This window comes from Bartonella saheliensis, from assembly GCF_902162175.1.
In genome coordinates this window covers 17,697-40,493 of sequence record NZ_LR607207.1, presented here as the reverse complement: position 1 = coordinate 40,493, position 22,797 = coordinate 17,697, and the positions used below count along the sequence as shown (strand labels likewise).

Genomic DNA, 22,797 nt, shown 5'->3' with positions numbered 1-22,797 from the left:
GGGAAGAATTCTCATGAAAAGTGAAATAATAACACAATTAGTCTTAATTCTTCCAGAGATTTTAATTGCATTAGGGGGAGTAGTGTTGCTTTTGGTTGGTGTTTATTCCAATGCACGTGCTTCTTTAACGGTGACAGGATTAGCGATGGCTCTTCTTGTGGCAACCATTATTATTCTTATCGTTTTTCCAAAGACTGGCTTATTTCAAACCAATGCGCTTATTATTGACTCTTTTGGTCGTTATATGAAAATTTTGACGCTTATTGGTGCACTTTTTGCTCTTATTATGTCTGTTGGTTTTGCGAGTGCGCAAAAGTTCAATATATTTGAATTTCCAGTGCTTGTTCTTTTAGCAACCCTTGGCATGATGTTGATGATTTCAGCGGGGAATATGCTGTCACTTTATATGGGATTAGAACTACAGTCCTTAGCTTTATATGTTTTAGCTGCGATTAATCGTAATAATGTAAAATCTTCTGAAGCTGGTATAAAGTATTTTGTTTTGGGAGCATTATCTTCAGGAATGCTGCTTTATGGCATTTCTTTGCTTTATGGTTTTTCCGGTCAAATTGGTTTTCACGAAATTGCTCTTGCTTTAAAAGGTGAAAATTTACAATTGGGCGTTATTTTTGGAATTGTATTTATTTTAGCTGGTTTAGCTTTTAAAATTTCTGCTGTTCCATTTCATATGTGGACACCTGATGTTTACGAAGGTGCCCCAACACCGATTACAGCATTTTTTGCTGGTGCGCCTAAAGTTGCTGCAATGGCCTTAATCATCCGTATTATTGTGATGACCTTTATTCCCCTAGGGCGAGTTGATAGCGCGATGCCTGCATGGCAACAAATTTTGGTCTTCATGGCACTTGCATCAATGATCCTTGGTGCGTTTGCTGCAATTGGTCAAAATAATATTAAGCGCTTAATGGCTTATTCATCGATCAGCCATATGGGCTATGCACTTGTTGGTTTATCGGCTGGAGATATGCTTGGGGTAAAAAGTGTTATTCTTTATATGACCATTTATCTTGGTGTTACTCTTGGCTCATTTGCTTTTATTCTTGGAATGCGATCTCAGAGTGGTAATGTTGAAAATATTTATGATCTTTCAGGATTAGCAAAGACAAATCCGTTTATGGCAATTGTCATGACAATACAGCTTTTCTCGCTAGCCAGTATACCCCCTATGGCTGGTTTTTTCGGGAAGTGGTATACATTTTCTGCTGCTGTTCATGCTGGACTTACTCCCCTTGCTATTGTTGGTATGATAGCTTCCGTCATTGGTGCTTTTTACTATTTACGGGTTATTAAAATTATGTGGTTTGATGATGCAAAAGCGCATTTCGTTATCTTATCAAAAGAGCTTCAGTTTTGTCTTGGTCTTTCCGCATTATTTATTTTATTTTACACCTTTTTGGGAATTTGGTTTGCTGAATTGGCAGAAAAAGCAGCCGCTGCATTATTTTAATGAATATGGTTTATATTTTATCAGATTTTGCAAAGAAACAAGGATACACTGTTGAATCGTACGAAAGTGTTGATTCTACAAATCTCATTGCACAACGAAAAGCGCAAGCAGGTCACAAAGGTTATCTTTGGATTGTTGCGCAAGAACAATTCCAGGGAAGGGCAAGGAGAGGCAGGAGTTGGGCTAGTCCAAAAGGGAACCTTTATTCTAGTCTATTGTTAATGGATGATCTTGTTCATCAAACCGCTGCTCAACTTGGTTTTGTTGCTGGAGTCAGTGTGGCAGAGGCAATAAAACAATTTATAAAAGATGAAAAGAAAACAAACAATATTGTAAGCTTAAAATGGCCAAATGATATTTTGCTCAGAGGTGCAAAAAGCTCTGGAATTTTGCTCGAGATTTTAAAATTACCATCACAACAAGATATATTGGTTATTGGTATTGGAATAAATGTGAAACATCATTATGAAGATGGTCCCTATCTCACTTCAAGCTTAAAGAATATTGGTTTGCATATTGAACCAGAACAATTATTTACAGTTTTGACAGAGTATTTTGCTAAAAATTATCTGCTTTGGAAGCAGCTTGGAGGATGTGATATAATCCGCAAAAAATGGCTTTTATATTCTGCTCACCTTGGGCAATACATCAAAATAACTAATGATGAAAAAACTATTGAGGGTATTTTTGAGGGGCTTGATCGTGATTTTAACTGCATCATAAAACAAAAAAATGGTGAGACAAGTATTATAACAGCTGGAGATGTTCATTTTGGTTCGGCAGCTTCTGTTCATGAAAATCGTTATTAATTTATAAAATTTTATTTTACCATCAGATTATCTTAATGATTTAGGAGATGTTTATGGTTGCAACCAATAAGAATGAGTTTGTTTTTTTACCTCTGGGAGGTGTAGGTGAAATAGGGATGAATTTGGCTGCTTATGGATTTGGCTCCCAAAATCTTCGTGAATGGTTGCTTGTTGATATGGGTGTTAGTTTTGCTGGCTCTGAACTACCGGGAGTCGATCTTATTCTCCCTGATATTCGTTTTCTAGAAAGTGAAAAACATAATATACGTGGTCTCATTTTAACACATGCTCATGAAGATCATTATGGGGCTGTTCTTGATTTATGGCCAAAGTTACAAGTTCCAGTTTATTGTACAGCTTTCACAGCAGGGTTATTGGAGAGTAAAAGGCAATCAGATTTTGAATCTCATAAAATGTCATTTAATATTTTTCAAGCAGGGGATTGTTTCCATATTGGTCCCTTTGCCATAGAGTCTATTGCTGTTAACCATTCGATACCAGAGTCTGTATCTTTAGCCATTACAACGTCTTTGGGAACTGTAATCCATACGGGTGATTGGAAAATTGATCATACTCCTTCGCTTGGGGCTGTAACGGATGAAAAAAGATTTCGAGCATTAGGCGATAAAGGCGTTTTAGCATTGCTTTGTGATTCCACAAACGCATGTCGAGATGGTATATCTCCATCAGAGCAGCAGGTCCAAACCAGTCTTTCTGAGATTATTTCGAAAGCTGAAGGGCGTGTTGCAATAGCAACTTTCGCTTCTAATATTGGTCGGATACGTTCTATTTCTCTAGCTGCTCAAGCTGTTGGGCGTAAGGTTCTTGTTATTGGGCGTTCCCTTAAGCGAAGTATTATGGTTGCACAAGAGCTTGGTTATATGGATGGGTTAGCGCCCTTTGTAACGGAAGATGATTATGGTTATATCCCACGGAAAGAACTTGTTTTAATTGTCACAGGGAGCCAAGGTGAACCATGTGCTGCTTTGGCTAAGCTGTCACGTGAGGGAATGAGGAATATTGCGCTTTCCACTGGTGATACTGTGATTTATTCATCACGAAGTATTCCAGGAAACGAAAAAGCGATTCTTGATATACAAAATCGCTTCATCGATTTAGGTATTAAAGTTATTACGAATGAAGATGCACTTGTTCATGTTTCAGGTCATCCCCGTCGTTCAGAACTCTTACAGATATATGATTGGATAAAACCACAGATACTTGTGCCTGTGCATGGTGAGGCAATGCATCTTACGGCTCAAGCTGCTTTAGCGCGTCAAGCAGGGATTAAAATTGTTAGGGATATTAGAAATGGTGATATGCTGCGTCTTGCACCAACACCTGTAGAAGTTATTGATCAAGTGCCTGTTGGTCGTATTTATAAGGATGGCTGTCTTCTTGGAGATGAGTATGAGCTAGGGATTCGTGAGCGTAGAAAATTAAGTTACGCTGGTCATGTTGCTGTTTCTCTCCATATGAATAGCAAGCATGAGTTGTTGGGTGATGTCGGTTTAAGCATATTTGGACTCCCAGAGAGTAATGGAGAGGGGGAAAAATTAAAAGATATTCTTTTAGAGGTTGTAGAAAATACAGTTTATAACATTCCACGCATGAAGCGGAAAAATAATGATCTTGTTAGGGAAGCAACACGGCGCGCAATGAGAGCAGCTGTTTATGAAATTTGGCAAAAAAAACCTCTCTGTACAGTTTTTTTACATCAGTCAAAATAAAGCATTTCCATATTAGGTTATTAAAAAGGAGAGCATTCTTATTTTATTGCTCAATAAGAAAAATAGAGAATAAGCATAATAAATTTTTAAACAATAAGATCGTTATATTTGCAAGTATTCAGAATACGGCTATAGATGAAGAGAGGTATGTTAAATTGTTTCAATATGATAGATCTGAGTAGGAGTTAATTATTTCAATGCGTCTTTCTCAATATTTCCTTCCCCTTTTAAAAGAGAATCCTAAAGAAGCAGAAATTGTTTCTCACCGCTTCATGTTGCGTGCTGGGATGATTCGACAACAAACATCAGGGATTTATTCTTGGCTTCCTTTGGGAAAAAAAGTGCTTGATAAAGTTTGTAAAATTATTCGTGAAGAGCAAGAACGAGCTGGTGCAATAGAAATATTGATGCCTACAATTCAATCTGCTGATCTTTGGCGTGAAAGTGGTCGTTATGATGATTACGGTTTGGAAATGCTCCGCATTAAAGATCGTCAAAAGCGTGATTTACTTTATGGTCCGACCAATGAAGAGATGGTGACAGATATTTTTCGCTCCTATGTTCGTTCTTATAAAGATCTTCCACTTAATTTGTACCATATTCAATGGAAATTTCGTGATGAAATTCGTCCACGTTTTGGTGTGATGCGAGCACGAGAGTTTTTAATGAAAGATTCTTATTCTTTTGATCTTGATTATGAAGGCTCTAAAACATCTTATAATCGTATGTTTGTTGCTTATTTACGCACTTTTTCTCGCCTTGGCTTAAAAGCAATTCCTATGCGTGCAGATACAGGTCCAATAGGGGGAGAACTTAGTCATGAGTTTATCATTTTGGCTGAAACGGGAGAGAGCGCGATCTTCTGTGATAGACAATTTCTTGAACTGAACGTTCCCCACAGTTCAATCGATTTTAGTGATAAAGCTGTTTTAGATGATACTGTTAAAGAATGGACATCTTTTTATGCAGCGACAGAAGAAATGCATAATGAAGAAGAGTGGGCTAAAGTTTCTGAGGAAAATCGTCTTTCAGCGCGTGGTATTGAAGTCGGACATATTTTTCACTTTGGTACGAAATATTCTGCTCCCATGGGAGCAAAAGTTATGGGACAAGATGGAAAAGAGCATGTGGTTTCTATGGGATCTTATGGGATTGGACCTTCACGTCTTGTTGCCGCCGCTATTGAGGCTTCTCACGATGAAAAGGGGATTATTTGGCCAAAGTCGATGGCACCGTTTGATTTTGGAATTATCAATATGAAACCCGATGATGAAAAATGTACAAAAGCATGTGAGTTTCTCTATCAGGGATTAAAGAATGCTGGTTTTGACCCATTATTAGATGATAGAAATGAACGTCCTGGATCAAAATTTGCAACAATGGATTTGATTGGTTTGCCAACGCAAATCATTGTTGGTCCTAACAGTATTGCACAAAATGAAGTTGAAATTAAAGATCGAAAAACAGGTGTGAAAAAATCTCTAACGGTTGAAAATGTGCTCAGCCAACTTTCTATAATTTAATAGGAAATGTTATGAAGAGGCTGAAAAATAAATGGTTTTCATCTTATGAGTGGATGATTGCTTTTCGTTATATGATTCCCAATAAAAAACATGTCGTCGCATCGGTTATTTCAATTATTTCTCTTATTGGGATTATGTTGGGAGTCTTTGCTCTGGTTGTTGTTATGGCGGTGATGAATGGCTTTCGTACAGAACTTCTTAACCGTATTCTTGGTATGAATGGGCATCTTATTGTTCAAACAATTGATTCCGGTTTTTCTGATTATAAGACTCTTATTTCTTCTTTAGAATCTAAAAACGGTGTGAAGTTTGCTTTGCCTGTTATTGAAGGTCAAGCACTTGTTCAAGGTGAAGCTCAAGGTGGCTCTGGTGCGTTAGTTCGTGGTATGCGCAAACAAGATCTAGAAAAGCTTAAAACAGTCTCTCAAAACATTAAATTAGGTTCGATTTCTCACTTTGATCAAGAAGAAGGTGTTGCAATTGGAAGTGGCTTAGCAGAAAAATTGGGGCTTACAGTTGGGAGGGATCTCCGTATTATTACCCCTGATGGCGATGAGACTCCTTTTGGCGTTACACCACGTGTAAAAGCTTATAAAGTCGTTGCTATTTTTGAAGTTGGTATGTCTGAATATGATTCAATATTCGTTTTTATGCCTCTCCATGAAGCACAGATGTTTTTTAATTTAGGCGATAAAGTTCAGTCTTTAGAATTATTTCTAAACGATCCTGATTCCGTTGATCAAATAAAACCAATGATAGAAAAAGCCATTGATCAACAGGTCTATTTAATTGATTGGCGTACTCGTAATCAGGCTTTTTTTTCAGCTTTACAGATTGAACGGAATGTCATGTTTTTCATTCTTTCTCTGATTGTTCTTGTTGCTGCTTTAAATATTATTTCAGGCCTTATTATGCTTGTAAAAGATAAAAGTCATGATATCGCAATTCTACGCACAATGGGTGCTCAACAGAGTGCGATTTTGCGTATATTTATTATCACAGGAATGATGATTGGTTTTATTGGAACGATATTAGGCTTAATTTTAGGTGTTATCGCGACCGCAAACATTAATCATATCCAAGACTTTATTTCTTGGTTATTTAATGTCGATGTTTTTAATCCTCAACTTTATTTTTTAACAAAATTGCCTGCACAAATCGAGTGGAAACAAACTGTTTTGGTTGCTATTATGGCTTTATTCTTATCGTTTCTTGCGGCACTTATTCCTGCATGGCGTGCTGCTAAGCTAGATCCCGTACAAGCCTTGAGGTATGAATAATGACAGCGATTTTAGAGCTTGTAGAGATTGAAAGACGTTTTTTTGAGAGTCATAAGCCGCTCATTGTTTTAGATAAAGCGAATTTTATTCTTAATCGTGGAGAGCTTGTTGCACTTGTCGCACCATCTGGTGCTGGAAAATCAACACTTCTTCATATTGCTGGGTTATTAGAAAAACCAACAGCTGGTGATGTGATGTTACGGGGGGTTTCTTGTGCAAAACGCTCCGATAGTGAGCGAACAGCTATCAGACGAGATGATATTGGTTTTGTTTATCAATTTCATCATTTACTTCCAGAGTTTACGGCTTTAGAAAATGTTATGATACCGCAAATGATAGCAGGATTAAACAAGTCCATCGCAGAAGATCGCGCACGTAAATTATTGACGTATCTGCGTGTTTCTCATCGGGCAAATCATCGTCCCTCAGAGTTATCGGGAGGAGAACAACAACGTGTTGCTATTGCACGTGCCGTAGCAAATGGTCCTTCAGTTCTTTTGGCGGATGAACCTACTGGAAATCTTGATCCTGTAACGTCAGCTTATGTCTTTCAAGCTTTATCTGTCCTTGTTCGTCAGTCTGGTCTTTCTGCTCTTATTGCAACACATAATTACGCTTTGGCAAAGCAAATGCATCGTCGAATTACACTTAAAGAACAGAAGATTATTGAACTTCCTTAAAGGCAAGGTATAAATTTTATACGAATAATTGAAGGATTTATATTACTTTATTCAAGGAGACTTTTTATGACAGTTTTTGTCGTTGACAAAAATCAACTGGATATGCGTCGTCGCCGGTTAATTTTTCGTGCATGGCATCGTGGTATTCGTGAAATGGATCTCATTTTTGGACATTATGTTAATGCTCATATCACTGAAATGAATGATAAAACACTCTCTGAATTTGAGTATATTATGTCTTTTGATGATCGCGACTTACTCACATGGATTACCGGAAAAATATCACCACCCCCTGAAATTAATAGTCCTCTTTTTCGTGATATTATCAATTATCGTACTTACTTAACTTATTGATTTCAATGCCTATATTTAAGAAAATTATCATTCCTCCCGATAGTCCTGCTCATATAATTTTTGATGGCGTTACGGATGGATTTGAAGCCTTTGCCCTTGCCAAATTAAGATTAGAAATTGCACAAGGTAAACCACTCATCTACGTTGTCCGAGACGGGACAAAAATTGCGCATTTACAGCAAGTTTTAAATTTTATTGAGCCCAATTTACCCGTCCTTCAATTTCCTGCATGGGATTGTTTGCCTTATGATCGCGTGTCACCAGGAATTGCCATTATGGCACGTCGATTATCAGCATTGGCTCACATGGCCAATTTACGTCAAAATCCACATCCTGCAATTATATTAACAACAGCAAATGCCATCATGCAAAAGTTGCCTCCTCGTGAAATGATAGAGGCTCAGCTTATTCATGCACATGTTGGCCAACGCCATAACATGGAGCATTTCATTCAATTCCTAGAAACCAATGGTTTTGAACGCGTTACGGTTGTCCGTGATGTTGGTGAGTTTGCTGTAAGAGGAGGAATACTAGATATCTTTTCTCCTATGGATCCCCAGCCTTTACGTCTTGATTTTTTTGGAGATACCCTAGAAAGCATTCGCGTATTTGATCCAGAAAGTCAAAGAACAACACGCCAAAAAACTGAACTTTTATTACAGGCGATGAGTGAAGTTGTTTTGACAGATGAATGCATCAGCCGTTTTAAAAGCAATTATACCCGTACATTTGGTGTATCACAAAAAAATAACATGCTTTATGAAGCAATTGCTCAAGGTCGTCGTTTTGCTGGCATGGAACATTGGCTCCCATTTTTTTATGAAAGCCTTGATACTTTTTTTGAGCATTGTGGCAATTTACCGCTTGTTTTTGAACATCTTATAGAAGAAGTTTTCGTTGAGCGTTATCGCCTTATTGAAGATTATTATAACGCGCGTAAAGAGCGCGAAAATGATAAAGAAAATACGACGTCTTATCATCCGATAGATCCTAGTCTTCTCTATTTAACGCCAGAGCGTGTTTTAGAGTGTGTGCAACAATCTTCACAGCGTATTGATTTTTCGCCTTTTAATATTCCACAAAGTTTGGAACAAACAGTTATTCACGCACAAGTTAAACAGGGATATGATTTTGTAAAAGAGCGTAATGCGCAAGAAAAAAATGTTTTTTCAAGTGTTATTGATCACATCGCTTCTTTACGCGCTGCTGGTAAAAAAGTGCTTTTAGCGTGTTGGAGTGAAGGGTCTCTTAGTCGTTTGGTACAAGTTCTTGATGAGCATGGATTGAAAAAAATAGATATTGTAAAATCCCTGCAAACTGTCAAAGCAACCCCACGAGATCGTATATTAGCAGCTGTTATCATGATAGAACATGGTTTTGAGGCTGAAGATTTAGCGATTATAGCAGAGCAAGATATCTTAGGTGATCGCTTTATAAGATCGCCAAAGCGGCGTAAGAATAATACAAATTTTATTTCTGAACTTTCTGCTTTAAATTCTGGTGATCTTGTTGTGCATATTGATCATGGTATTGGCCAATTTGTTGGTCTTAAAACCATCACAACCACTGGAATTTTACGGGATTGCCTTGAAATTAAATATGCTGGAGGTGATTTACTCTTTTTACCTGTTGAAAATATTGAACTTCTTTCACGTTATGGTTCAGAAGAAACAGAGGTCGCCTTAGATAAATTAGGGGGGAGTGCTTGGCAAGCGCGTAAAGCGCGGCTTAAAAAACATTTATTGGAAATAGCAGGGCAATTAATTCGCATAGCGGCAGAACGTGCTACCCGTGCTGCGCCTTCTTTACTTCCACCAGTTGGACCGTTTGATGAGTTTGTTGCTGGTTTTCCCTATGAAGAGACAGAAGATCAAATGAACGCCATTGATTCTGTTTTAGATGATTTAGCTTCAGGAAAGCCAATGGATCGCTTGATATGCGGTGATGTTGGCTTTGGAAAAACAGAAGTGGCTATTCGAAGTGCTTTTGTTGCAGCATTAAATGGATATCAGGTTGCTGTTGTTGTACCGACAACTTTGCTTTCACGTCAACATTACAAGACATTTATTTCGCGTTTTCAAGGATTACCGGTTAAAATTGGTCATGTATCAAGGCTTGTGAGAGGGAAAGAACTCACACAAGTCAAAAAGGGGATTTCAGATGGTACAATTGATATTGCCATTGGAACCCATGCACTCTTAAGTGGTGCAGTTAACTTTTTACGATTAGGTCTTCTTATCATTGATGAAGAACAACATTTTGGGGTAAAACACAAAGAGCGTTTAAAACAACTTAAAAGTGATATTCATGTTCTTACACTTTCAGCAACCCCTATACCGCGAACTTTAGGATTGGCATTATCGGGGGTCCGTGAACTTTCATTAATCACTACTCCACCCATTGATAGAATGGCGGTTCGTACTTTTATTACTCCATTTGATGCACTTGTTATACGCGAAACATTGCTTCGAGAATATTATCGTGGTGGACAAAGTTTCTATGTTTGTCCTCGTATTTCTGATCTTTCCTTTGTAGAAGAATATCTCAAAACCCATGTACCGGAACTCAAATTCGTTGTGGCACATGGACAGATGCCGGCTGGACAACTTGATGATATTATGAATGCATTTTATGATGGGCAATATGATGTTTTGCTCTCAACAACCATTATTGAATCCGGTCTTGATATTCCAACAGCCAATACATTAATTGTGCATCGTGCTGAGATGTTTGGTCTTTCTGCACTCTACCAATTACGAGGAAGGGTAGGACGCTCAAAACAACGTGCTTATGCACTTTTTACATTTCCTTCTGGTAAAGTTTTAACACCTGCGGCTGATCGCCGTCTTAAAGTGTTACAGTCTCTTGATACATTGGGAGCAGGCTTTCAATTGGCAAGTCACGATATGGATATTCGTGGTTCAGGCAATTTTTTAGGTGAAGAACAATCAGGACATATCAAAGAAGTTGGATTTGAACTCTATCAAAAAATGCTTGAAGAAGCTGTTACTGAATTAAAAGACGGAGAGCTAAGTGAAGATAAGCAATGGTCCCCTCAAATTTCACTTGGTACAACTGTGATGATACCAGAAAGTTTTGTGCCGGACTTATCATTACGTATGGGGCTTTACCGACGCTTGACGGAACTTGAGAATTTAGAACAGATTGATGAGTTCGCAGCCGAGTTAATTGATCGCTTTGGTCCTTTGCCCCTTGAAGTTCAGCACATCCTTAAAGTCTTTCATATCAAAACATTGTGTCGAAAAGCTCATGTAGAAAAATTAGATGCGGGACCAAAGGGGATTGTTATACAGTTTCGCAATAACTATTTCGCCAATAGTGTTGCTCTTGTTCAGTGGGTGGGAAAACAAGGATCAATGGCAAAAATTCGTCCAGATCAAACTATTGCTCTTGTTCGTGATTGGTCCACCGTTGATGAAAGGCTTATTGGAGCCGCTACTATTATGACACAGCTTGTAGAAATGGCAGAACAATACTCTGTTTAAAGTAGTTTATCTACTTTTCAGAACTATTCCTTATGGTTATAAACTTATTCTATAATTATATCGTATTTAATATAAAGTACTTTTTGTATTTATTATCATTGACAGCTCTTCTTTTACATAAATACAAGACACAATAAAATACTTTAAAATAAAAATAACCTTTTATTCTTGAAGGTGAAAACATAATTTTAAATTGAAAAGATAGGTTATGGGGGAGAGTCCCTCATTTTAAGAAAGCTTATTTCTTATAGAAATTTTTGATTATACAGCTTAAAGATTTTTAAGTTATCAATTCCCTCTGATTTATTTATTTTAAACATATAAAATCTCCCATCTATATCGCTTAGAGTATTAATGCTTTTTGTATTTACAGTGTTTCGATAATTTTAAAGAAGCAATCAATAATCTTTTGATATTATTAAAAGTCAAAAAAACTCTATAAAGCTTTTCTTATCTTCTTTTAAAAAAACAAGATATGTAAAACAATCTTTCTAAAATCAGTAGCGATTAAAACTTTTCTTTCATAATATGTCTTTTAGAACTGTAAGAGCATAGGAGGACAATAAAAATATCAATTATTTTTTCAAAGCTTTTAGAAGCATTATGTCGTGTCAAAAATATTCGATTGGGATGAGCTTGAAATTATTTAACTTCTCATAAAGAGAACTTTTCTTCTTTTTATAATTCTCTTATCAAGAGCATATTTTCAAATTGTTTATTTATATGATATATACGCGGTGCTATTGAGATAAAAGAAAACTTTTCCTATCTTTTAAATAGGTTTATTATAAATTGAAAAGGTTTCGATCATTATCGATTTTTCAGCCCAAAAAATATGTCTTTGAATTAATAAAAAAGATAACTCACATACATTTCATCATTTGATTTTATTTTTTTAGCGAGAAGACTAATGAGAGCTTTATGATAAAGATATATTGCCATTATTTTGTCAAAAAGATAATCTGTTAGCAAAAAGCTTTCTTTCTGTTGTTCGGGAATTTCAGATCATGAGCAGTTTTAATCAATCAAATGTTTCAACAATCATGATAAATAACTTTATTTTCAAGAATCATAAAAAAAGATAATAAAAACAGTAAAATTTATTCAATATTTTGAAGATTCGTGCATTGTAAATAACATAGCTCAAGAGTCATTTAAGCGTAAATTTATAAGATTTTTAGAAGTGTATAGGAGTTTGTTTTAATTGATATTGCAATATTGATTCGTTTGTGTAATCTTAGCGCGAATGCACAGAGGTAGTTTTATGGATAAATTGCGTCAACCCCCTGTGTGATAAAGAGGGGAAAGCTATATGGCTGTATGAAAGTTTACATAGATCGTCGTAGTTTTTTCTCTAAATTTGACTTTTTTTTTTATATTGAAGTAAAAGTAATAAAATTAAGTTTTATTTCATTATAATCTAATAAAGTTAAGTTGGAATTATACTTAATATTTTTTTTAATTACTTAAAAGCGCGTTGAAAGGATTAACTTAATCATGTCGCATAAAAATTTTTATTCTGCTGTCTCAGTATTAGTTGGAGCAGCTGCCCTTTTTTTTATAGCTGGTATTTCTGCAAATGCGCAGACTTTATCACAAGGTTGGTACAAAGTTTGCAGTAAACAGAATGATGTTGATATTTGTAATACAATGAATACTGTATTATCAAATACGGGACAACCTTTAACGGCTTTTAATCTTGTTGAAATAAAAGGGAAACAAAATGAACAACGTATAGGTATTCAAGTGCCTACAGGTCGCTTTTTACCAGAAGGTGTTCACATTCAAATAGGTGATAGTTTCTCTAAAAAAATTCCATATATCATTTGTAATGGGCCAAGTTGTATTGCCAATGATGTCTTAGATGATAAGCTTATCGCAGCTATGAAAAGTGGTACCAAAATGGTTGTAACTACTGTTAATTTCCGTGGTGCTGCTAATCCCATTGAATTTTCTCTTAATGGATTTACAGCTGCGTATACCGGTCCTGGTATGGAAGAAAAAGATTTTCAACAAGAACAAATAAAACTGCAGCAAGCCATTCAATCAAATCAAAAAGAAATTGAAGAGCGTATGCGGGCTGAACAAGAAAAAGCAAAGCAAAAATAATACACACGCTATAGAATTAGTTCAAACTTTTTCTATGATCGTTTATTTAGACCGCCACAATTTTTTGTGGCGGTTTCTTTTTATTGTTAATTTTTTGAAAGAGTTCTGCGTTTCCACCAACCAATACGCGCAGTTTTAGGAGAATCATTAGACGTTGATGAAATAACAACAGGGTGGTTAATTGTTTCTTCAATTTTAGAAGGAGAAGGTTCGACAGCTTCCTCCATCTTCATATCAGTTTCTTTCTCTAATGTTTTTTGTATTTCTGTTACCTCTTTAGAGGATGTTTTTTTACGTGTTCTACGTGTTGATTTCTTAGCATTTTCAAGAGTTTTATCCTCATTCTCATGAAGAGATTTATCTACTTTTTTTGTTCTAATTTTACGTACCGAACTCTTTTTAGGTTTTTCTTCAAGAGATTTTTGTTCTGCAATATTTTGATCACTCTCTAGAGAAAGACTATTTTCTACTGTCCTTGAAGAAAGTGTTTTACGTTTTTTAGGTTTAACCTTTGTATCATCAACTTTTGTTGCTTCATCTTGCTGTTGTACCTCAAGAGCTTGTGTATCATTTTTTATTTCTTCAAGTTTAGAAGATTTAACCGATGGACCACGACGTTTGCGATGCGCTGCTTTAATTTCTGCTAAAGCTTGCTTAGAGAAATCTCCTACTGGTTCTGCGTAAGGAATGCGAACCTGATGAAAACTATTATCTTGATTTCGTCGACCACCACGACGCCCTCGACGACGTCCTCGACGGTAAGAATCATCACTCAACGTATTATCTTCTTTCTTATGAACCTCGGAGAGAGAATGATCAGCAATTTCATCGTGGCGATTTTTGCGTTGACGTTTTTGATTTGTTTCAATGGAAGGAGCATTTTCAATAGATTCACTTTTTATGAAAACAGAATTTTTAATTTCTTGCTTATTGTCATCTTCCAATGAAGATTGAGAAATGCTTTCTGCTATTGTTCCTTTAGAAATAACAAGATGTTGTGTTCCAATACTATCATCTGCTTCAATGCTAATATTGAGTTTAAAGCGTGTTTCTAAATTAACAAGAATATTGCGTTTGTGATTTAGCACATAAAGGGCTGTTGCTACGGGTGTGCGCACAATAATATTATATTGCGAATTATGAAGGAGATACTCTTCAATCGAGCGCATAACATGTAAAGCAATTGATGATTCCGAACGTATACTTCCTGTTCCTGCGCAATGGGGGCAGGGCTGTGTTGTACTTTCTAAAACTGATATGCGAATACGTTGACGGCTCATTTCTAAAAGACCAAAGTGTGAGATATGGCCAACTTGAATACGAGCACGATCATTTTTTAAACAATCTTTTAATTTTTTTTCAACCAATCGCACATTGCGTTCTTCAAGCATGTCAATAAAATCAATCACGATTAAACCAGCAAGGTCACGTAAACGTAATTGACGTGCTACTTCTTCTGCAGCTTCAAGATTTGTTTGTAACGCTGTTTTTTCAACAGAGAATTCTTTCGTAGAGCGTCCAGAATTAACGTCAATAGCAACAAGTGCTTCTGTTTGATTAATAACAAGATACCCCCCAGATTTTAAAGAAACCTGTGGTTGCAACATCTTATCAAGCTGAATTTCAATATTATTTCTTGCAAAAATAGGCGTAGGATCGCGATAAGGTTGCACGACTTTTGCATGACTTGGCATAAGCATACGCATAAAGTCTTTCGCTTCACGATATCCTTGGTCTCCAGAGACAAGAATTTCACTAATGTTTTTATTGTAAAGATCTCGTATAGAACGCTTTATAAGATTACTTTCTTCATGAACAAGGCATGGTGCTGTTGATTCAAGTGTCAAAGTGCGAATCGTATCCCATAACCGCATAAGATATTCGTAATCGCGTTTAATTTCAGCTTTTGTTCTATTGGCGCCAGCCGTTCGTAAAATAACACCCATACCTTTTGGAACAGCTAATTCTTTTACGATTTCTTTAAGACGCTTACGGTCTTGCACATTCGTAATTTTTCGTGAAATACCACCACCGCGTGCTGTGTTGGGCATGAGAACAGAATAACGACCTGCTAAAGAGAGATATGTCGTAAGGGCAGCACCTTTATTTCCACGTTCTTCCTTGATAACTTGCACCAATAAAATTTGACGTCGTTTAATCACCTCTTGAATTTTATACTGGCGACCTTGTTTTCTTTGAAATGCTGGGAGCTCTTCACGGATGTCTTCAGCCCCAACCATTTCGATTTCATCATAAGAGGCATCAGCATTTAATATCTCTTCTGTATGATTAATTGTTACAGATTCAGATGCAATATCATTTTCAACATCGGCTGCTATGACATTGTTTTTCACATTTTTTTTTGTTCTTCTAGAGCGTTTTTTATTTTTAGTTGTTTCTTCCTCAAAAGCATCTGCTGGATTTTCCCCTACAGCTGCTGCTTCCTCTTCTTCAAGAAGAGCAAGGCGATCAGCAATAGGAATTTGATAATAATCAGGATGAATCTCAGAAAATGTTAAAAAACCATGTCGGTTTCCACCATATTCAACAAAAGCTGCTTGGAGAGATGGTTCTACACGCGTAATACGTGCAAGATAAATATTCCCCTTAAGCTGTTTTTTATGTTCTGATTCAAAATCAAGTTCTTCAATTTTGTTGCCGTGAACAACAACAACACGTGTTTCCTCCGGATGAGAGGCATCTATAAGCATTTTGTTTGACATAAGTTAATATCCTGAAGGCGACATGCACAATTCTATTCAAACGAACGGTGTAATTATTCGTAGACGTAAAGGGCTGTCTGCCATAAAAGGGAAGTACCAGAAAAACAGGACGGAACACCGCATGTAGATGCATGACTGCATTTACACCATTTCTCATCATTATCTCCATCTGTTTTTTATGACTCATATTTTAAAAAAGTCTCTGGTAAAATAATCTTTAAAACAGTTCGGATACCCGAACCAACGAATCTTAAATAATGCAATCCTAATTTTATAACATAGAAATTTTTCATCCATAACAAAGTCTCAGCGCATAATATGCAATAACCCCTTTAAAGATAACTTACTATGAGTTACAGATAATTAGATCGATTATCAGCTAGGAAGCACCGATATTCTTTTATGTTGATATCATACGTTTGGCAAGTAACAATGTAAATCATGTATCATGATAATATTTTTATTACCTTAATTTTGTTTTTGTTTTTTTATAATGGAGGAGTTTAGCATTTATTGAAAAATAGACAATAAATTTAGTGTATCTTTAAAATAAATTATTACAAATGTCGTTGTAGATACTTTGCTTATGATAAGAGGGCTTATGATAAGATTTTTTTTGACCCAAAAGCTGAAAACAGCCTATTGGGATGTTATTGTGCAATTCATATGCTTTTTATTATTTTTTTTGTTATGTCAAACCAGTGTTCAAGCTGCTGATCCTTTGAGACTTATCAATTTTCGAACCATTGGTGATAGTGCTCATACACGTATAATTGCGCTTTTCAATTCAAAACCAAATATTCGTTTGCAGATTTTGGATAGACCTGCACGTTTGGTTATCAATTTACCTACAATTGACTTTTCAATGCAAAATATGTCTTTAAAAAAACAGAATGCATTATCCGTTATGCTCTCAGATGTGCGTTATGCTTTCTCTGATATACAAACTTCACGCATTATTTTGACAAGCAAAACAGCTTTTGTTGTTGAAAAAAGTATCATAAAAAAATTAGACAATGGTTTATGGCAGTTGCTGGTTGATATTCATAAAAGTACGCAAGAAAAATTTGATAAGATATTAAAGAACCAGCAAAGGAGCAATTTTGATACAAAACTACCGTTGATTCCTGTGCAAAATTTTCGTGTTGTTCTTGATCCTGGTCATGGTGGTATTGATGGTGGTGCACGGGGGGTTACTGGAATTTTAGAAAAAGATGTAACTTTAGATTTTGCACGTGCATTGCGAGAAGAATTACAAAAAGATCCGCATATTAGCGTTACTTTAACACGTGATTCTAATATTTTTTTAAGATTGAGCGAAAGAGTAAAAAAAGCGCAAGAGTTTGGTGCTGATCTTTTTATATCCATTCACGCAGATACAATTGATGTTCATTCCCTTCGTGGAGCCACAGTGTATACCATATCAGAGAAAGCCTCTGATGCCATTGCTAAATCTTTAGCTGAAAGTGAAAATAAAGTTGATTTGCTTGATGGTTTGCCTGCAGATGAAACGATTGAAGTTACAGATATCTTGATGGATCTTACAAGACGTGAAACGCATACATTTTCGGTTAATTTTGCAAATAGTGTTATTTCAAGTTTATCAAAAAATCATATCAACTTAATCAATAACCCTCATCGCTATGCTAATTTTCAAGTTCTAAGAGCTTCAGATATTCCCTCTGTCTTGATAGAGATTGGTTATCTCTCCAACAAAGAGGATGAAAAGTTATTAAACGATCCTCATTGGAGAAAACAAATGGCTCTCTCGATTGCTCATTCTATTCGTCAATTTGCTGAATATAGACAGAAAATAGTGCAGCCTCTTTAAATTTGTGAGAAAATAGAGTAATTAATATGGGATTTTAATGTATCCTAGTATAAATATAAAGATAGAAAACAAATTTTCTTTTTCTCAATCTTGTGTGGTGATATCCACGTGGTGTGATTGAAGTCACATATTTTTTCTTTGATCAATTCTTAAGAAAGCGATAGCCGTTTTTATGATGATTTTTTTAAAATATCTTCCTCGTTTTTTTGTTGCTACTGGACTTTGTAGCGCAATAACATGGGGTGTTGTGACCAGTGGTCAAGCAAATGCACTTCCTGATTATGAAGTTCTTTCACTTTATGAACCACCGGTAATGACTCGTGTCCATGCTTCTGATGGCCGTCTTATGGCAGAGTTTGCAACAAAACATCGCCTCTATTTACCGATTCAATCAATCCCAAAGCTTGTTAAAGATGCTTTTATTTCGGCTGAAGATAAAAATTTTTATCATCATTTTGGTTTAGATCCCGAAGGACTTTCTCGCGCTTTGATCAATAATATTCGTAATATTGGTTCTGGAAAACGTCCAGAAGGCGCATCAACCATAACGCAACAAGTCGCTAAAAACTTCCTTTTAAGTTCAGAAACAACGTTAGAGCGTAAATTTAAGGAAGCTATTTTAGCAATGCGTATTGAGAAAACTTACTCAAAAGATCATATTCTCGAACTTTATCTCAATGAAATTTATTTGGGGCGTGGTACTTATGGTATAGCTGCTGCCTCTTTGACCTATTTCAATAAATCCGTCAATGATCTGACGTTAGAACAATGTGCTTATTTGGCTGCTCTTCCAAAAGGACCAGCAAATTATGATCCATTTAAGAATACGCAACGCGCTATTGATCGGCGCAATTGGGTTATAGATCGGATGGTTGCAAATGGCTATGTAACGCGTGAACAAGGTGAAAAAGCAAAAGCTAAACCTTTGGGAGCAAAAATACGTGGAAGTGATAGCTATGTTTTTGCGGCTGATTATTTTACTGAAGAAGTGCGTCGCCGTTTAATGCATCGTTATGGGGCTAAAACACTTTATGAGGGTGGGTTGTCCATCCGTACAACGCTTGATCCGCATTTACAAATAATTGCTCGGCGGGCTTTACAAAATGGATTAATTAAATTTGATCATGCACACGGATGGCGTGGAGCTTATGCGCATATTGATAAAAAAGATGATGATTGGGGGGCTGAGCTTGCAAATATCACAGGTTTAAGTGATGTTCCTGAATGGCGTTTAGCGGTTGTTCTTTCTGCAAATCCCAATAAAATAGAGATTGGTTTACAGCCGCAGCGCGAAGCTTCTGGTATGCTCTCAAAAAAACGAGAAATTGCTGTTTTATCCGAATCTGATTCAAAATGGGCACTCCATGTTGTAAAAGAAAATGGTTATCGAAAAACTGTTCAGAATTTGTCTCATGTTCTGCAAGTTGGGGATGTTATTTTTGTTGAAAAGCTATCCAAAAATAACACTTATCGTTTACAACAAATTCCTAAGGTTGAAGGTGCGATTGTTGCTATGGAACCACACACAGGGCGCGTTCTTGCAATGGTGGGAGGTTTTTCTTTTGCTGCATCTGAATTTAATCGTGCAACACAAGCTTATCGTCAGGCTGGTTCTGCATTTAAGCCGATAGTGTATTCAGCGGCACTTGATAATGGATATACACCAGCATCGGTTATTTTAGATGGCCCCATTGAAGTTCGCCAATATAATGGTGAGATTTGGCAACCTAAAAATTATGGTGGTACTTTTGCAGGACCTTCAACGTTGCGTTATGGTATTGAGCATTCTCGTAATCTTATGACAGTAAGGCTTGCCAATGATATGGGAATGCCTCTTGTCGCTGAATATGCAGAGCGTTTTGGCGTGGTCGATAAATTGCAACCCTATCTCCCCATGGCTTTAGGGGCCGCTGAAACAACAGTTTTACGAATGGTTACAGCTTATTCTGTCATAGCTAATGGAGGACGCTCCATTAAACCTTCTCTGATAGACCGAATTCAAGATCGTTATGGGAAGACAATTTATCGTCATGATGATCGTATTTGCGAAAATTGTAATGCGAGTTCATGGAATAACCAAAAGGAACCCACTTTAATTGACGAGAGAGATCAAGTTCTTGACCCTATGACAGCTTATCAGATTACATCGATGATGGAAGGGGTTGTTCAGCGTGGTACTGCAGCGCGTTTACGTTATCTCAATAGACATATTGCGGCTAAAACAGGAACAACCAATGATTCTAAAGATGTTTGGCTTATGGGATTTACCCCTGACCTCGTCGTTGGCGTTTTTGTTGGTTACGATCAACCAGCATCGTTGGGATATAACGGGACGGGAAGTTCATTGGCAGCACCTATTTTTGGTGAATTTATGGAAGATGCTCTTAAAGGAAAACCAGATGTTCCCTTTAAGATGCCGAAGGGTATGATTTTAATGCCAATTAATCGGAAAACAGGAATGCTTGCGGAAAGAGGAGATCAAGATGTTATTATAGAAGCATTTAAACCAGGGACTGGTCCTGCTGATATATATCAAGTCATTGGGGGAACGGATTATTTTCAAGAAGGTGTTCCAGCAATAACCACTTCTCCACAAGTTAATAAAGCCCTTGAAAGTGGGACAGGGGGACTGTATTAAGCGGCAAAATCTTCTTTTCTATGAGTCTTGGTTTTTATCTGTTTTTTAATAGTGTTGGTCCTGTAAATAGAGTGAGGGATCTCTATTTTTTGATAAAAGCTGTTAAATTTGTATAAAATGCTAAGGACATACCAGAGAGAGTGTAAAAAAATACGGTGTTAAATTATGCGAGCAGAAATAGAAACATTAGTTGATGAAATCCGCCAAGCAATTCAGTTGCTAAGGGGGCATCTTTGACTGGGATCAATCACTAAAGCGTCTCGAATATCTTAATCAAAAAGCAGAAGATCCTACACTTTGGGATGATGCGCAACGAGGACAAGATATGATGCGTGAGCGTCAGCGTCTTGATGATTCAATCAGTGCTCTTTTATCATTTACAAAAACACTTGAAGAATGCATTGAGCTCATTGCGATGGGTGAAGAAGAAAGTGATGTTGAAATTATCGCTGAGGCGGAAAATTCAATACGTAATCTTAAAAGTGAGATCGATAAAAGGCAAATTGATGTGCTTCTTTCAGGAGAGGCAGATCCTAATGATACCTATTTAGAAGTCCATGCAGGGGCAGGGGGAACAGAAAGCCAAGATTGGGCTTCTATGTTGTTACGTATGTATATGCGCTGGGCTGAACAGCATGAAATGAAAGTTGAAGTTTTAGAAATTCATGATGGAGAGGAAGCAGGAATAAAGTCGGCGACGATTCTGGTAAAAGGGCATAATGCTTATGGATTGTTAAAAACAGAATCAGGCGTTCATCGCTTGGTACGAATTTCTCCATTTGATTCAAATGCAAAGCGCCATACCTCTTTTGCAAGCATTTGGGTTTATCCGGTTATTGATGACGATATTGAAGTTGATGTTTCAGAAGCAGATGTGCGTATTGATACCTATCGTGCATCGGGAGCAGGAGGTCAACATGTTAATACGACAGATTCTGCCGTTCGTATTACACATATAAAAACGGGTATTGTAGTTCAATGTCAAACGGAGCGTTCTCAGCATAAAAATCGTGCTACGGCTTGGTCAATGCTTCGTGCTCGCCTTTATGAAGAGGAACTCAAAAAAAGAGAAGAAGAAACCAATGCTGTTGAATCTTCTAAAACAGAAATTGGATGGGGACATCAAATTAGATCTTATGTTCTTCAACCTTATCAACTTGTAAAAGACTTACGTACAGGGATTGAAAATACTGATCCACAATCCGTTCTTAATGGGAACTTAGATGCATTTATAGAGGCTGCACTTTCTCAGCGTATTTATGGAAAAGACAAAGAAGTTGAGGATATTCGTTAATGACATACCTTTCCTTCAAACCGTGTAGATTTATTTTTTAAATTGCTTATTTTATTAATGCTGTGATGTATAGATAGCTCTTGATAGATGAAAGGCTCAAAGAGGTGTTTTTTAAGTTTTCTCTCATCAGCTAATTCTGCTTACAACGAATACAAATAAATTTTTTGATTAATTCAAAAATAAGAAGGATCTGAAAGAAGAAAAATTTATGATATCCAGAGGATTATATCTTAATGGTAAATAATCAGCTAAACTTACAAACTAGCATATTATTAAATTGAACTCCTTGGAAAAATAAAATCAATTGGGGAGGAAGGCTATTGCTTTTAAATATAGTAAACTCCTAGTTCATATGTCATCATGACGATAGTAAAAGCATTGCAGCAGCTAAAACATTTTCAGCATGTCCAGATACACTCACTTTGCGCCATTCTTCTGCAATTTTTCCATTTGCATCAATTAAAAAAGTGCTCCGTTCGACCCCCATATATTTGCGTCCGTACATGCTTTTTTCCACCCAAACTCCATAAGCTTCAAGGGTTGTTTTTTCTTCATCAGAAACTAAAATGATATCAAGTCCATGTTTTATTTTAAATTTATCGTGTTTTTTTACATTATCTGGAGAGATGCCAATAATAGTAACACCAATTTCATCAAATTTCGTCTTTAATTTCGTAAAATCAAGAGCCTCGCTTGTGCATCCACTCGTATCATCTTTGGGATAAAAATATAAGACAACAGGTTTGCCCCTAAAGTCAGAAAGACAGGCTATCTTTCCTCCATCACGTGGCAAATTAAAATCAGGAGCAAGAGTTCCTTTCATTGATTTTGTCATGTTCTAACTTTCTTTTT

At 36.5% G+C, this 22,797-nt stretch carries 14 protein-coding genes; 12 read left to right on the top strand and 2 right to left on the bottom strand.

Annotation, left to right across the window (positions count from 1 at the left end):
* Nucleotides 1-13 precede the first annotated feature (13 nt).
* From nuoN to FS875_RS05580, 9 genes are all read left to right on the top strand, one after another.
* Entirely contained in the window at nucleotides 14-1,468 is a 1,455-nt protein-coding gene (gene nuoN / locus FS875_RS05620; RefSeq protein WP_144754164.1) for an NADH-quinone oxidoreductase subunit NuoN, read from the top strand.
* Nucleotides 1,468-2,277 (top strand): biotin--[acetyl-CoA-carboxylase] ligase, encoded by an 810-nt coding sequence (locus tag FS875_RS05615; RefSeq protein ID WP_207999984.1) that lies wholly within the window; start codon nucleotides 1,468-1,470, stop codon nucleotides 2,275-2,277. Before nuoN ends, FS875_RS05615 begins: the two co-directional genes overlap by 1 nt.
* Nucleotides 2,278-2,330: 53 nt before the next feature.
* A complete protein-coding gene (locus FS875_RS05610) occupies nucleotides 2,331-4,007 on the top strand; it encodes a ribonuclease J (protein WP_144754161.1) in 1,677 nt (558 codons plus the stop codon).
* 197 nt (nucleotides 4,008-4,204) lie between these two features.
* On the top strand, nucleotides 4,205-5,530 hold the full coding sequence (gene proS, locus FS875_RS05605) for a proline--tRNA ligase (protein WP_144754158.1): 1,326 nt from the start codon (nucleotides 4,205-4,207) through the stop codon (nucleotides 5,528-5,530).
* 11 nt (nucleotides 5,531-5,541) lie between these two features.
* Nucleotides 5,542-6,810, top strand: coding sequence for a lipoprotein-releasing ABC transporter permease subunit (locus FS875_RS05600; RefSeq protein ID WP_144754155.1), 1,269 nt, complete (start codon nucleotides 5,542-5,544; stop codon nucleotides 6,808-6,810).
* Nucleotides 6,810-7,490 (top strand): ABC transporter ATP-binding protein, encoded by a 681-nt coding sequence (locus FS875_RS05595; RefSeq protein WP_144754152.1) that lies wholly within the window; start codon nucleotides 6,810-6,812, stop codon nucleotides 7,488-7,490. Before FS875_RS05600 ends, FS875_RS05595 begins: the two co-directional genes overlap by 1 nt.
* Before the next feature lie 66 nt (nucleotides 7,491-7,556).
* Nucleotides 7,557-7,844 (top strand): FAD assembly factor SdhE, encoded by a 288-nt coding sequence (locus FS875_RS05590; protein ID WP_144754149.1) that lies wholly within the window; start codon nucleotides 7,557-7,559, stop codon nucleotides 7,842-7,844.
* A gap of 5 nt (nucleotides 7,845-7,849) precedes the next feature.
* Complete coding sequence (gene mfd / locus FS875_RS05585) at nucleotides 7,850-11,350, top strand: transcription-repair coupling factor (protein ID WP_144754146.1); 3,501 nt, start codon at nucleotides 7,850-7,852, stop codon at nucleotides 11,348-11,350.
* Nucleotides 11,351-12,847: 1,497 nt separating this feature from the next.
* Nucleotides 12,848-13,459: an invasion associated locus B family protein gene (locus FS875_RS05580; RefSeq protein ID WP_144754143.1), complete on the top strand. Its 612-nt coding sequence runs from the start codon at nucleotides 12,848-12,850 to the stop codon at nucleotides 13,457-13,459.
* Nucleotides 13,460-13,545: 86 nt separating this feature from the next.
* On the opposite strand, the gene FS875_RS05575 is transcribed toward FS875_RS05580, so the two are convergent.
* Nucleotides 13,546-16,182: an Rne/Rng family ribonuclease gene (locus FS875_RS05575; RefSeq protein ID WP_144754140.1), complete on the bottom strand. Its 2,637-nt coding sequence runs from the start codon at nucleotides 16,180-16,182 to the stop codon at nucleotides 13,546-13,548.
* A 601-nt stretch (nucleotides 16,183-16,783) separates the two neighbouring features.
* On the opposite strand from FS875_RS05575, the gene FS875_RS05565 reads away from it, so the two are divergent.
* From FS875_RS05565 to prfB, 3 genes are all read left to right on the top strand, one after another.
* Complete coding sequence (locus FS875_RS05565) at nucleotides 16,784-18,013, top strand: N-acetylmuramoyl-L-alanine amidase (RefSeq protein ID WP_144754137.1); 1,230 nt, start codon at nucleotides 16,784-16,786, stop codon at nucleotides 18,011-18,013.
* Between the two features lie 172 nt (nucleotides 18,014-18,185).
* Nucleotides 18,186-20,651 carry a penicillin-binding protein 1A gene (locus FS875_RS05560; protein ID WP_144754134.1) on the top strand — a complete coding sequence of 822 codons (2,466 nt, stop codon included), beginning with the start codon at nucleotides 18,186-18,188 and terminating at the stop codon, nucleotides 20,649-20,651.
* 165 nt (nucleotides 20,652-20,816) lie between these two features.
* Nucleotides 20,817-21,945, top strand: a protein-coding gene (prfB, locus tag FS875_RS05555) for a peptide chain release factor 2 (RefSeq protein WP_144754131.1) whose coding sequence is annotated in 2 segments (ribosomal slippage) — nucleotides 20,817-20,885 and nucleotides 20,887-21,945 — 1,128 coding nt in all. Because the reading frame shifts where the segments join, the coding sequence is not laid out codon by codon here.
* Between the two features lie 358 nt (nucleotides 21,946-22,303).
* Here prfB and FS875_RS05550 read toward each other — a convergent pair.
* A complete protein-coding gene (locus FS875_RS05550; RefSeq protein ID WP_207999982.1) occupies nucleotides 22,304-22,780 on the bottom strand; it encodes a peroxiredoxin in 477 nt (158 codons plus the stop codon).
* Between the last annotated feature and the right edge of the window lie 17 nt (nucleotides 22,781-22,797).

Coding starts and splice junctions, on each gene's coding strand:
- nuoN (WP_144754164.1), top strand. CDS start 14: ATGAAAAGTGAAATAATAACACAATTAGTCTTAATTCTTCCAGAGATT.
- FS875_RS05615 (WP_207999984.1), top strand. CDS start 1,468: ATGAATATGGTTTATATTTTATCAGATTTTGCAAAGAAACAAGGATAC.
- FS875_RS05610 (WP_144754161.1), top strand. CDS start 2,331: ATGGTTGCAACCAATAAGAATGAGTTTGTTTTTTTACCTCTGGGAGGT.
- proS (WP_144754158.1), top strand. CDS start 4,205: ATGCGTCTTTCTCAATATTTCCTTCCCCTTTTAAAAGAGAATCCTAAA.
- FS875_RS05600 (WP_144754155.1), top strand. CDS start 5,542: ATGAAGAGGCTGAAAAATAAATGGTTTTCATCTTATGAGTGGATGATT.
- FS875_RS05595 (WP_144754152.1), top strand. CDS start 6,810: ATGACAGCGATTTTAGAGCTTGTAGAGATTGAAAGACGTTTTTTTGAG.
- FS875_RS05590 (WP_144754149.1), top strand. CDS start 7,557: ATGACAGTTTTTGTCGTTGACAAAAATCAACTGGATATGCGTCGTCGC.
- mfd (WP_144754146.1), top strand. CDS start 7,850: ATGCCTATATTTAAGAAAATTATCATTCCTCCCGATAGTCCTGCTCAT.
- FS875_RS05580 (WP_144754143.1), top strand. CDS start 12,848: ATGTCGCATAAAAATTTTTATTCTGCTGTCTCAGTATTAGTTGGAGCA.
- FS875_RS05575 (WP_144754140.1), bottom strand. CDS start 16,182: ATGTCAAACAAAATGCTTATAGATGCCTCTCATCCGGAGGAAACACGT.
- FS875_RS05565 (WP_144754137.1), top strand. CDS start 16,784: ATGATAAGATTTTTTTTGACCCAAAAGCTGAAAACAGCCTATTGGGAT.
- FS875_RS05560 (WP_144754134.1), top strand. CDS start 18,186: ATGATGATTTTTTTAAAATATCTTCCTCGTTTTTTTGTTGCTACTGGA.
- FS875_RS05550 (WP_207999982.1), bottom strand. CDS start 22,780: ATGACAAAATCAATGAAAGGAACTCTTGCTCCTGATTTTAATTTGCCA.